The organism is Enterococcus sp. M-BR2 (assembly GCF_056612775.1).
Genome location: NZ_CM152743.1, coordinates 1571017 through 1582930, shown reverse-complemented (window position 1 = coordinate 1582930; position 11914 = coordinate 1571017). Strand labels below are relative to the sequence as shown.

Here is an 11914-nt window from a genome sequence, read left to right as displayed (position 1 = left end):
TCGTTAATACCGTGAGCATGAGAAAAAACGAGGCTGCGGCAAATGTCGCAACCTCGTTCTCATATTCACTTATCCTAACAAAGAAAAAAGCATGAAAATAGCAGAAAGAGCAATTAGTATTCCGGCAATGATCAGCCAAAAGCTGTACATACCGTAGCTGGCAGACGAGAGCGAGGAAAATTCTGGTTTTTTCTTTCGGTTCCTTGTTCGTGCAAGATGGACCGATCGCTGAAAATGATCGAAGAAACCCGAAGAAAAGACCCATAAAAAACCGCCGATAATCAGAAACGGCAATGACCATAAGAATAGATCATTAGATAATTGAATGAGTGTAAAGGCATGGTTGATGACGTTTTTTATTAAAATAACCAGAATCAGTAGAAAAGCTACTGCGTAGGGGATAGATTTTTTTTTCATTTGATTGCTCCTTTATTTTTGGTTCATTATCTAATAATGTAGCGAAACATCTGTCAGAAGTCAAAAGCTAGGGGGAAACATTAGTGAATAGTTATATCAAATATGTATTAAAACGTGTCTTTTTCATGATCATCACGCTTTGGTTAATTGCAACAATCACCTTTTTCTTGATGCAATTGCTGCCGGGCACGCCATATACGAATCAGGAACGTTTGAGTCCTGAAACAATCGAGATGCTAAATAAACAAGTCGGTTTGGATAAACCAGTTATCGTACAATATGGGATTTATCTTTCTAATTTGCTTCAAGGAGATTTTGGAATTTCCTTCCAATTTAAAAACCAGCCAGTCGCACATTTGTTAGCTGGAAGAATCGGACCGTCTTTGCAATTAGGGTTACAGGCAATTATCTTTGGAACAGTCCTAGGAACGATTTTAGGAACGATTTCTGCCATGAAGCAAAATACATGGGCAGATACATCTTCTACACTTGTAGCAATATTAGGTCGTTCCATTCCAAACTTTGTATTTGCTGTTTTACTACAATATATCTTTGCAATCAAATTACAAGTTTTACCAATCGCAAAATGGGATGGATTTGTGTACACGATCTTGCCGACAATTGCATTGGCCATGTCGCCGCTTGCTGATTCTGCTCGATTTATCCGGACGGAAATGGTGGAAGTACTGCATAGTGATTACGTGGAATTAGCAAAAGCAAAAGGATTGAGCCGTTGGGAAATCGCCTTTAAACATGGTCTTCGAAATAGTTTGATCCCATTGATGACTTTATTAGGACCCTTGGCTGTCGCATTGATGACCGGATCACTGGTGGTAGAAAATATCTTTGCTATTCCTGGTATCGGTGAACAATTCGTTAAGTCGATCACAACAAATGATTATCCTACGATCATGGCTGTAACGATTCTTTACTCATTTATGTTGATTTTTGTTATTTTGATCGTTGATCTGCTGTACGGTCTAGTTGATCCAAGAATTCGTGTTTCAGAAGGGAGCCGAGGATAAATGGAAATGACACCCAAGCGTTATGAAACAGTCGCAGATATTCCTGCGGATGAGTTTCTTCCATTACAAAAAAATACCGAAGAAGAACGTGAGCAGATTACTGCACCTTCTTTGAATTTTATCCAAGATTCATGGCGCCGTTTAAAGAAAAACAAAGCTGCCGTTATTTCAATGTTTTTACTGTTGGTCATCATTTTGATCTCTGTGGTCACGATCTTTGTTTCGCCACATGATCCAACTGCCCAAAACGTGGCTTATATCAATTTGCCTCCTCGTATTCCGGGAATCAATATCGATGGATTGAATGGAAAAGCAATGGTCGGCGGAGAACTGGTTGATAAATATGCTCAAGCAAACGTTCCTTCAAACGTAAGTTTCTTTTTAGGAACAGACGGTTTGGGCCGTGATGTATTAAGCCGTTTATTTATGGGAACGAGAATCTCGTTGCTGATCGCATTTATTGCTGCATTACTAGATGTAACGATTGGGGTAGCTTACGGGTTAATATCTGGTTTGTTAGGCGGACGTGTCGATAATGCGATGCAACGTTTTTTGGAAATCTTGTCAGGAATTCCAAACCTCGTTGTCATGATTTTGATGTTGGTCGTCTTCGAACCAGGAATTTTTTCCATCGTGGCTGCTATGGCCATCACAAACTGGATACCAATGGCACGTATCGTTCGTGCACAAACAATGAAATTAAAAGATCAAGAATATGTTCTAGCTGGATTGACATTAGGTGAGTCAAGAATGAAAATTGCATTCAAACATATTTTGCCGAATATCTCCAGTGTCATTATTATTCAAATGATGTTTAGCATCCCATCTGCTATTTTCTTCGAAGCCTTTTTAAGTTTTATCGGTTTAGGTCTTACGCCTCCGTCAGCTTCATTAGGAACGATGTTGAGCGAAGGGTACAAGACATTCCTGTATCTGCCTTATCTATTATGGATTCCGGCAGTAACTTTATCGGTTATCATGATTGGCTTTAACTTACTTGCTGATGGATTGCGTGATGCCTTTGATCCTAAAATGAAAGAGTGAGGACGATGACGAAAATTTTAGAAGTGAAAGACTTAGAAATCTCTTTTGATACGTATGCTGGAAAGGTACGAGCGATTCGCGGTGTCAATTTTCATTTAAATAAAGGAGAAACATTGGCGATCGTTGGGGAATCTGGAAGCGGAAAATCAGTGACAACCAGAAGCATCATGCGCTTGCTGTCGAGCAATGCCAATATAGATGCTGGGCAAATCCTTTTTAAAGGTAAAGACATCGTTGAAAAGACAGAAAGAGAGATGCAAAAAATCCGCGGAAAAGAAATAGCAATGATTTTCCAAGATCCAATGACCTCTTTAGATCCAACGATGCCTATTGGGAAACAAGTTGCTGAGTCACTTAGAAAGCATAATAAAGTTTCGAAAAAAGGGGACAAAAAGCTGCGTTAGAACTGCTTAAATTAGTTGGTATACCTGAAGCTGAGAAACGTATCAATAGTTATCCCCATCAGTTTTCAGGAGGTCAACGCCAACGGATCGTGATTGCGATCGCACTGGTATGTTATCCGGAAATTCTGATTGCTGATGAACCTACAACAGCACTTGATGTGACTATCCAAGCACAAATATTGGAACTACTGAAAGAAATTCAGACAAAAATCGATACATCAATCATCTTTATCACTCATGACCTTGGTGTAGTAGCGAACGTTGCTGACCGTGTAGCTGTTATGTATGGGGGAAGAATCGTTGAAGTTGGAACATCCGAAGAAATTTTCTACAACCCGCAACATCCCTATACTTGGGGACTGCTTGGGTCAATGCCGACATTAGACAGTGCGAACGACCGATTGTATGCCATTCCTGGTTCTCCACCGGATTTACTGAATCCACCAAAAGGAGACGCATTCTACCCAAGAAATGAATTCGCGATGAAAATCGATGCAGAACAAGAACCGCCATTTTTTGAACTATCAAAAACACACAAGGCAGCAACTTGGCTACTTGCTCCACAAGCGCCTAAAGTGACGCCGCCAGGAGAAATCCAACGTCGCTGGGCTATTTTTAAAGAGAAACAAAAACATACTTATGGTCAAGGAGGAATTGCTGATGCCAAATAAACTACTTGAAGTTAAAGGACTGAAACAGTATTTCAATGTAGGAAAAAAGAATGAAGTACATGCTGTAAATGACATCAGCTTTCACATCTATGAAGGAGAAACATTTGGTTTAGTAGGCGAATCTGGAAGCGGAAAATCCACTACTGGCCGAACGATCATTCGTTTGAATGAACCTACTGACGGTGAGATATTATTCGACGGTCAAGATGTAACGAAGATCAAAGACAAAAAAGGATTGACGAAATTCCGACATGATGTTCAGATGATCTTTCAAGATCCATACGCTTCGTTGAATCCTCGGATGAAAGTCAGAGATATCATTGCGGAAGGAATTGATGTCAATGGGTTAGCTAAATCACCAGAGGAACGTGCCAAAAAAGTCGATGATCTATTAAGAACCGTTGGATTGAATCCGAGCCACGGCACTCGTTATCCCCATGAATTTTCAGGCGGACAGCGCCAGCGTATTGGTATTGCACGAGCATTAGCAGTAAAACCGCGATTTATCATTTGCGATGAACCGATTTCTGCATTAGATGTTTCCATCCAAGCCCAAGTTGTCAATTTATTGCAAGATCTCCAACGAGAACATCAATTGACCTATCTATTTATTGCGCATGATTTATCAATGGTTAAACATATCAGCGACCGAATCGGTGTAATGCATAACGGTTTGTTATTAGAAATGGGAAAAAGTGATGAAATCTATAATCACGGTGTCCATCCTTATACAGAAAGTTTGTTATCTGCTATTCCTCTGCCAGATCCAGATCATGAGAGAAAGCGCAGAAGAATCAAATATCAACCCGAACCAGATGACGGACAAGTACGTCAGCTTCGTGAAATCGCACCAGAACATTTTGTCTATGCAACTGAGCAGGAAGTCCCATATTATGCAAAAAAATTAAAACGACAAAAGGAATCTCTTCTGGTTGCTAACTAGGAGGAACATAGATGCTAAAAGCTTTTAAATTCCGTATGTATCCGACAGAAGAACAAAAACAGCAATTGATCCGTACTTTTGGCTGTGTTCGATTTACCTATAACCATTTGCTGAAAGAACGGCAGAAAAGTTGGCAACAAACAGGAGTGGTCGATTTTTCGCTCACGCCTGCTACGTTAAAAAAAGAATACCCATTCTTAAAAGAGGTAGACAGTCTTGCTTTAGCAAATGCACAGCTTAATTTGGACCGAGCTTTTCGCAATTATTTCAAGGGACGTGCCAGCTTCCCAAAGCTTAAAACGAAAAAAAGTATGTGGCAATCTTATACGACGAATAATCAAACTCATACGGTCTATCTGAAAAACGGCCACTTAAAATTACCAAAACAAAAAGAACTAATCAAGATAAACCAGCACCGTCCAGTCGAAGGCACGATTCGTTCCGCTACGATTTCTGCTCGATATAATGAAGAGTTCTATGTCGCACTACTTTGTGATGTTTCATCAATAAAAAAAGAATCGTCAGCTAAATGGATTGGGATTGCCTATCATCCAAAAACATTGATCGAAACATCGCATCCCATAGAAGTAACTTTACCAAAATTTGACCAGACAGAAGAAAAACTTCAGCATGCACAGCGGAAATTAAGCGTAAAAGTCCGCTCCGCTCACCATAGAAAGACCAGGTTAGATCAGGCAAGCAATTATCAGAAACAAAAGAGAAAAGTAATGGATCTTTATCTGAAACAAAAGAACCAGCGAGAAGATTATCTTGAACAATTATCTGGGAAATTGGTCAAACAATATGACTACTTATTTGTAGAATCTTTTCCAAAAGAAGATGCACATGCTGATTTTTCTATTCATGACTGGCATAAATTAATAACAAAATTGCGTTATAAGTCCCAATGGTATAATAAAAAATTTCTTTTGATCAATACCGACGGAGCAGAAGAAAGCAATTTTGTAAGAAAGAGCCAAGTGTTAGAACAACTAGGCAGGCATTCGGTCATTAAGGAATAAAAAATGAATGAAACTGACAGGAGCGTTAGGGTTCGCCTTGTTAATAAAAAGTCTGATTGACTTTTGTTTCTAGGAATTTTCTTTTGAAGAAAAGCTCACTAATTATGACAAACCAATAAAACAATAGCAGAAAAAATTCGTACGAGTTTTTTCTGCTATTGTTATTTTTTTATTCGAAGAATTTTACTGATATGCCAAAGTATGGAGCGAAAAACGCAAAACACAAAGAGCGGCTTTCCATTTATCTTGAGTGTTCAGAACGGAGCCCTTTCTTCACAATCCTTACTCATGATGTCCCGGCTTGAGCTGATAGATTTTTGAAGGGCGACCGATTCCTACAGGACGTTCGCCAATCTCGTCGAAATATTGGAGCATAGCTTTCTTAAAATTGGAATGATCGATCGTTTTATAATCGATTCCTAAGAACTTTGCAAATACTTTTCGAGCTTCTGTAATCGTGAAATCTTTACCTAAAACTTGCAAAACTTGCGGTTCGTGTTCCATTTTATTGACTACACGGTTGAATGCTTTCAAAATGATTTGACTATGGTCAAAAGCTAAAGTATCTTTGCCAGAAGACTCTCCAGTGACTAAGTCAAGTGAGATAGCCACTTCTCCGCTCGATAAATTGATCTTGTTGCCGTGACGTTCCAATGTGAACCAGCGTACTTCCTTAGCATCATCTCCGGCAATCAGCGGTTCTTCTCCAATGAAAGCTAAGTAGCTGACTGTGACGACCCAACCGCGCGGATCTCGATTAGGCGTGCTGAATGTATGCAGTTGTTCAATGTTTTCTTTAGAGATAACTACACCAGTTTCTTCCTTTGTTTCTCTTAAGACACTTTCTCCAGTTGACTCATCCTTTTGAACAAAACCACCAGGTAATGCCCATGAATTTCGATAAGGATGCCCTTTTCTTTGGATCAGCAATACTTTCAGCTGATCTTCTTCTTTGTTATAGCACATCAGTACGATATCAACAGTCAAAGAGGGCTTGTCATATTCTGGACGTTCCTGTTTTTGATACCAGTTAAGAAAATCTTCTTCACTTGCTTCATGTTCATAATATAATTTTTCTTCTTCTTTAGAAGCAAATCGGTTCATCAGACCACCTCCGTTGACATTAAAAGTACTTTTTACCTTATTGTAGCAGACTCTGAAAAAAAACCAAGGATTTACTTGAAAAATCCTTGGTTCTTCCTTAAATATGAAAAATAAATGGAAGTACTAGATTGAATAAAAAGAAAAGCAGATAAAACGGCAATACTTTATACCGCTCTTCACGAACGGCAAAGAAGCCGCAAATAACGATATATGCGTCAATGACAAAACGTAAAAGCCATGCGACTGTCATGAAACTGTTCAAATGCCCATGAAGGTTAAAATAACCATACATACGAATATAAAAATAGCTGAATATCAAATGTGCTAATGAAAGAAAAGCAATACTAAGTGTAAAAAAAAGATGTTTCTTCTGCATGATCGTTCCAGTCCCTTACTAAAATAGATAGTCTTTATTATACCACGAGTCAGGAAAGAAATAAAAAGCCGTTTCCGACTAAACATGAAACAAGATGAAAAATAGCATTTATTCCCTCTGTCCTTCCTTTTGAAGGAGGGAGTCATCGTAGAGAACAAGTCATTTATCCAGACTTTTTCATTTTGAAAAAAAGCTAACAGCATGCTTTTTTTATGGTATACTAGCAAGGAAACGAATTCGCATCATGCGATAAAGGAGGAAGAGCCCCGTGGCAGAAAAGGAAACTTTTTATATCACTACGCCAATCTATTATCCAAGCGGCAAACTTCATATCGGCAACTCATATACTACGATTGCATGTGACGCAATTGCTCGTTATAAACGGTTGATGGGCTTTGATGTGTTTTATCTCACTGGAGTGGATGAACATGGTCAAAAAATCGAAACAAAAGCAGAAGAATTAGGTGTAAAACCGCAAGAATACGTAGATAAAATGGCGGCTGATGTCAAAAAATTATGGAAAACGCTTGATATCAGTTATGACAAATTCATTCGTACGACAGATGATTACCATAAAGCAGCTGTTCAAAAAATATTTGATCGTTTATTAGAACAGGGAGATATTTACTTAGGTGAATATGAAGGCTGGTACTCTGTTTCTGACGAAGAATTCTTTACAGAAACACAACTTGCAGAAGTGTACAAAGATGATGAAGGTAATGTGATCGGCGGTAAAGCGCCAAGCGGACACGAAGTAGAATTGGTAAAAGAAGAATCTTACTTCTTCCGCATGAGCAAATACGCAGATCGTCTGTTGGAATACTATGAAGAACATCCCGAATTCATCCAACCAGAATCTCGTAAAAATGAAATGATCAACAACTTTATCAAACCAGGATTAGAAGATCTTGCAGTTTCACGAACAACCTTTACTTGGGGGGTACCAGTCAAGAGTGATCCGAAACATGTGGTGTACGTATGGATCGATGCATTGTCCAATTACATCACTGCACTAGGCTACGGGTCCGAGGATGAAAGTCTATTCGAAAAATACTGGCCTGCAGATGTTCAGATGGTCGGTAAAGAAATCGTTCGCTTCCATACGATTTATTGGCCAATCATGCTGATGGCTCTTGATTTGCCTCTACCTAAAAAAGTATTTGGTCATGGCTGGTTATTGATGAAAGATGGAAAAATGTCTAAATCAAAAGGAAATGTCGTTTATCCTGAAATGCTTGTGGAACGTTATGGTTTAGATGCACTCCGTTATTATTTGCTTCGTGCTGTGCCATTTGGGTCAGATGGCGTCTTTACACCAGAAGATTTTGTTTCTCGTGTCAATTATGATCTGGCAAATGATCTAGGGAACTTATTGAATCGTACGATTGCTATGATCAACAAATATTGTGATGGTCTCGTTCCTGATTATGCCTCACTTGTCACTCCATTTGACAGTGAACTGTCTACGACGGCTGCTAACGTTGTCGGACGTTACCATGATGCAATGGAAAAAATGGAATTCAATACAGCGTTAGCTGAAATCTGGGTGCTGATTTCTCGTGCAAACAAATACATTGACGAAACAGAACCATGGGTATTAGCAAAAGACGAAGAAAAGAAAGCTGAATTGAATAGTGTCATGATCCATTTAGCTGAATCCTTGCGTATCGCCGCGATTTTACTTCAACCAATCATGACAGAAACGCCAGAGAAGATCTTCAATCAACTAGGATTGGACTCTGAAACGATGAATCTTGAAGGATTGCATTTTGGCGAATTCCCTTCAGGAACAAAAGTAGTTGCAAAAGGTACACCAATCTTCCCACGTTTGGATATGGAAGAAGAAGTTGCTTTTATCCAAGAAAAAATGTCTGAAGGTACTCAAACAAACGAAGATACAGTCAAATGGGATCCAGAAGAAACAGAACTTGTTTCAACGAAAGAAAAACAAATCAAATTTGATGTATTTGAAAAAGTAGAACTAAAAGTAGCAGAAGTCATCAACTGCCAAAAAGTAGAAGGGGCAGATAAGTTGTTGCAATTCCGACTAGATGCTGGAGACAGCCAAGATCGTCAAATTTTGTCAGGAATCGCTGAATTCTATCCTGATCCAAGCGAACTGATTGGGAAAAAAGTAGTGATCGTCGCAAATCTGAAACCACGAAAGATGCGTGGACAGATCAGTCAAGGAATGATCCTTTCCGCAGAAGCACCAGATGGCTCTTTACAAGTGATTGAAGCACCAAAATCCATGCCGAATGGCTCAGAGATCGCATAAAATCATAAGAAAAACTCGCAAGACAATGCTGCTTGCGAGTTTTTTTTATTCCTGTCAATTGCCCCAATGGTGATTATGGAAGCCAATCATATAATAAAGACACATATAACCATATAAAATGTATCCTATAAAAAGAAGGACGAGCTTTACCCACCGATGGAATCTGCAGCTTCCTAAAAACAAAAGAAAAAGTGGCTGCGAATAGTTGAATAAAATATTTGTGATTCTTTCATCTGTCTGCCAATTAAGAAAAAGGCTAATAGGAATCGTAAAGACAGAAAGAAGCAACATAATGATAAGTGGACGGGCGGTTTTTAATTGATTCATCTGGGTACTCCTTTTTATTTTATTGTCTCTTACATCCAAGGATTTTGAAAGCAATAATTTGTTTACATCTACTAATAGTATTCAAAATAAAGAAAACAATCATCGAGGTCAAAATCGATGATTGTTTTCTTTATTTTGTAAAAATCCTATTATTTGATTTTATGATAACCTTTTATTTTTGTCTTCAAACGGCTTGGCAAGAGAGCAGTAAGCAGTGCAAATGGAATCGAAAAGACGTACCAGAAAATCGTTCTTCCAATACCATAACGCTGATACAGTTTCGTCAACATCACATGAAGCAAGATCAATCCTAAAAGCAAGGCACCAGCTGAAAACCAATGATTATTCCAATGCATGATTTCACGAAGTGCCATCACTCCGAAGGGATAAAAATAAAAATAGATTCCTACTAAGGTCATCCGCCAATTCTTTGTAAATGTTCCAATGTTCAACAAAAAGAAAATCGCTGAAAGCAAAATACCGATAGGTGGGAATAGCCCCACTAGAAAGGAATACAACATCCCCCACAAAATCATCACGGGACCTTTGATCAATGCAACAATTGCGATGAACACCGTCAGCAATATCAATTTTTGTGATAATGTCGCAATGGTCAATAATCCAAATAAAATCAACGTGAACCAATGCCAACGGGACTGCTGCTGTTCTTTACGAGAAAAATCGATTCGGTTGGATAAATAATCTGCTAATTTCGGATAAGAACGCTTAAAATCCATAAACTGTTCCTCCTTCGTGGAAAAGGTAGGTTTAGTATACGCAAAATAAAGAGGAAATACATCCGTCTTAAGAGGGAGTTTTTCATTGAAAGTGGAGAAAAAAGAATGGTAAATTAAAATATTCTCAGTTATACTGAAAATTATACCAAATTTCAAAGAAGAAAGAGGATGGGAATGAAAGGCAAACTAAAACGAGAAATCAATCTGTTTGGCGCATTAGCTACCGTTATGGGAACCGTGATCGGCGCAGGGGTCTTCTTTAAAACCGCTGCTGTTACTGCAAGCACGCAGTCTACAAGTTTGACATTACTAGCTTGGCTTTTGGGTGGTTTCTTAACGATCTGTGCTGGATTGACAGTGGCTGAATTAGCTACAGCGATCCCAGAAACTGGTGGAGCTGTCAAATATATTGAAGCAGCTTATGGAAAGCTGCCCAGCTTTTTATTAGGGTGGGCGCAAAGCTTGATTTATTTCCCCGCTAATATTGCTGCATTATCGATTATCTTTGCGACACAATTGACGAACTTATTACAATTATCTACCGACTATCTTTTGTTGATTGCAGTGATTACCGCTGTTTCTGTGACAGGATTGAATTTATTAGGAACAAAAGTCGGTGCGTCTGTACAATCAGTGACGCTGATTGTTAAATTGATACCAATTGCCGTGATTGTCGTATGGGGATTATTGACACCAGGACAAGGAACTGTTCAGCTATTTCCAATCGAAGCTGGAAAAGAGGTTACTTTTGTCGAAGGCTTGAGCAGTGCGTTGCTAGCAACATTGTTTGCTTATGACGGCTGGTTAGGCGTCGGCGCAATGGCTGGTGAAATGAAACGGCCGGAAAAAGATTTGCCTAAAGCGATTATACTAGGGCTGAGTTTTGTCACTGTCGTTTATTTATTGATCAATTTTGTTTTCTTGAAAACTCTGCCGATTGATCATCTTGCCGGTAATTTGAACGCAGCTTCTGAAGCATCAGACGTCATTTTTGGAGAAATCGGCGGAAAACTGGTCACTATTGGGATTTTGATTTCGGTATACGGGGCATTGAATGGGTATACCTTAACTGGGATTCGTGTGCCTTATGCGATGGCTTTGGAAGACGAGCTACCTTTCAGCAAACAGCTGACAAAGCTTTCAAAGAAATTTACGGTACCTTATGTTCCTGCGATTTTCCAGTTAGCAGTAGCTTGTATTATGATGAGCCTTGGTTCTTTCGACTTTTTAACCGACATGTTGATTTTTGTGATGTGGCTATTCAGTTTACTGATTTTTATCGGTGTCTTTATTTTAAGAAAAAAAGCGCCGGAATTGCCACGCCCATATAAAGTACCACTTTATCCAATCGTTCCGATTATTGCGATTCTCGGTGCTATTTTCATTTTAGGTATGACGATGATGACGCAAACGAAATTAGCATTGATCGGTATAGGTGTTACCTTGATTGGTATTCCAGTCTATTATCAAAAAAAGAAAAAACGCTCAGAAGAGTAAAATATTTCAACAACAGACAGAAAAAGTACGAACTAAGTTCTCTGGATCTTCGTGCTTTTTCTATTTCAA

Annotated in this window: 11 protein-coding genes and 1 pseudogene; 7 read left to right on the top strand and 5 right to left on the bottom strand. The window is 38.9% G+C overall.

The window, feature by feature from the left end:
- Positions 1-69 precede the first annotated feature (69 nt).
- The gene (locus tag AC1F25_RS07740; RefSeq protein ID WP_479994017.1) at positions 70-417 is read right to left on the bottom strand and encodes a DUF3899 domain-containing protein; all 348 of its coding nucleotides are present in this window, start codon (positions 415-417) and stop codon (positions 70-72) included.
- Positions 418-500: 83 nt separating this feature from the next.
- Here AC1F25_RS07740 and opp3b point away from each other — a divergent pair, with 83 nt between their 5' ends.
- The 5 genes and pseudogenes from opp3b to AC1F25_RS07715 all read left to right on the top strand — a co-directional run bounded on the left by opp3b (position 501) and on the right by AC1F25_RS07715 (position 5526).
- Positions 501-1442, top strand: coding sequence for an oligopeptide ABC transporter permease (gene opp3b, locus AC1F25_RS07735; protein ID WP_002293573.1), 942 nt, complete (start codon positions 501-503; stop codon positions 1440-1442).
- Positions 1443-2486, top strand: coding sequence for an ABC transporter permease (locus AC1F25_RS07730; RefSeq protein WP_002293574.1), 1044 nt, complete (start codon positions 1443-1445; stop codon positions 2484-2486).
- Positions 2487-2491: 5 nt separating this feature from the next.
- Positions 2492-3561 (top strand): annotated as a pseudogene (locus tag AC1F25_RS07725) (ABC transporter ATP-binding protein).
- Positions 3551-4504 (top strand): ABC transporter ATP-binding protein, encoded by a 954-nt coding sequence (locus tag AC1F25_RS07720; protein WP_002310132.1) that lies wholly within the window; start codon positions 3551-3553, stop codon positions 4502-4504. The pseudogene AC1F25_RS07725 and the gene AC1F25_RS07720 overlap by 11 nt, the downstream one beginning before the upstream one ends.
- Positions 4505-4515: 11 nt before the next feature.
- Entirely contained in the window at positions 4516-5526 is a 1011-nt protein-coding gene (locus AC1F25_RS07715) for an RNA-guided endonuclease TnpB family protein (protein ID WP_002320387.1), read from the top strand.
- A gap of 282 nt (positions 5527-5808) precedes the next feature.
- On the opposite strand, the gene AC1F25_RS07710 is transcribed toward AC1F25_RS07715, so the two are convergent.
- Together AC1F25_RS07710 and AC1F25_RS07705 are read right to left on the bottom strand one after the other, a co-directional pair.
- Positions 5809-6630 carry an NUDIX domain-containing protein gene (locus tag AC1F25_RS07710; RefSeq protein ID WP_002293580.1) on the bottom strand — a complete coding sequence of 274 codons (822 nt, stop codon included), beginning with the start codon at positions 6628-6630 and terminating at the stop codon, positions 5809-5811.
- Between the two features lie 97 nt (positions 6631-6727).
- Positions 6728-7006, bottom strand: coding sequence for a hypothetical protein (locus tag AC1F25_RS07705; protein WP_002293582.1), 279 nt, complete (start codon positions 7004-7006; stop codon positions 6728-6730).
- Between the two features lie 268 nt (positions 7007-7274).
- Here AC1F25_RS07705 and metG point away from each other — a divergent pair, with 268 nt between their 5' ends.
- On the top strand, positions 7275-9284 hold the full coding sequence (gene metG, locus AC1F25_RS07700) for a methionine--tRNA ligase (RefSeq protein WP_002289325.1): 2010 nt from the start codon (positions 7275-7277) through the stop codon (positions 9282-9284).
- A 54-nt stretch (positions 9285-9338) separates the two neighbouring features.
- Here the strand turns inward: metG and AC1F25_RS07695 are convergent, their stop codons facing one another.
- On the bottom strand, positions 9339-9611 hold the full coding sequence (locus AC1F25_RS07695; protein WP_002310138.1) for a hypothetical protein: 273 nt from the start codon (positions 9609-9611) through the stop codon (positions 9339-9341).
- 149 nt (positions 9612-9760) lie between these two features.
- Complete coding sequence (locus AC1F25_RS07690) at positions 9761-10348, bottom strand: hypothetical protein (RefSeq protein ID WP_002310140.1); 588 nt, start codon at positions 10346-10348, stop codon at positions 9761-9763.
- A gap of 174 nt (positions 10349-10522) precedes the next feature.
- Here AC1F25_RS07690 and AC1F25_RS07685 point away from each other — a divergent pair, with 174 nt between their 5' ends.
- Entirely contained in the window at positions 10523-11845 is a 1323-nt protein-coding gene (locus AC1F25_RS07685) for an APC family permease (protein ID WP_002293587.1), read from the top strand.
- Positions 11846-11914: the final 69 nt, after the last annotated feature.

Excerpts from the sequence above, each read along its gene's own strand:
- AC1F25_RS07740 (WP_479994017.1), bottom strand. The coding sequence starts at position 417 with ATGAAAAAAAAATCTATCCCCTACGCAGTAGCTTTTCTACTGATTCTG.
- AC1F25_RS07715 (WP_002320387.1), top strand. The coding sequence starts at position 4,516 with ATGCTAAAAGCTTTTAAATTCCGTATGTATCCGACAGAAGAACAAAAA.
- AC1F25_RS07705 (WP_002293582.1), bottom strand. The coding sequence starts at position 7,006 with ATGCAGAAGAAACATCTTTTTTTTACACTTAGTATTGCTTTTCTTTCA.
- AC1F25_RS07685 (WP_002293587.1), top strand. The coding sequence starts at position 10,523 with ATGAAAGGCAAACTAAAACGAGAAATCAATCTGTTTGGCGCATTAGCT.
- AC1F25_RS07710 (WP_002293580.1), bottom strand. The coding sequence starts at position 6,630 with ATGAACCGATTTGCTTCTAAAGAAGAAGAAAAATTATATTATGAACAT.
- AC1F25_RS07730 (WP_002293574.1), top strand. The coding sequence starts at position 1,443 with ATGGAAATGACACCCAAGCGTTATGAAACAGTCGCAGATATTCCTGCG.
- AC1F25_RS07695 (WP_002310138.1), bottom strand. The coding sequence starts at position 9,611 with ATGAATCAATTAAAAACCGCCCGTCCACTTATCATTATGTTGCTTCTT.
- AC1F25_RS07720 (WP_002310132.1), top strand. The coding sequence starts at position 3,551 with ATGCCAAATAAACTACTTGAAGTTAAAGGACTGAAACAGTATTTCAAT.
- AC1F25_RS07690 (WP_002310140.1), bottom strand. The coding sequence starts at position 10,348 with ATGGATTTTAAGCGTTCTTATCCGAAATTAGCAGATTATTTATCCAAC.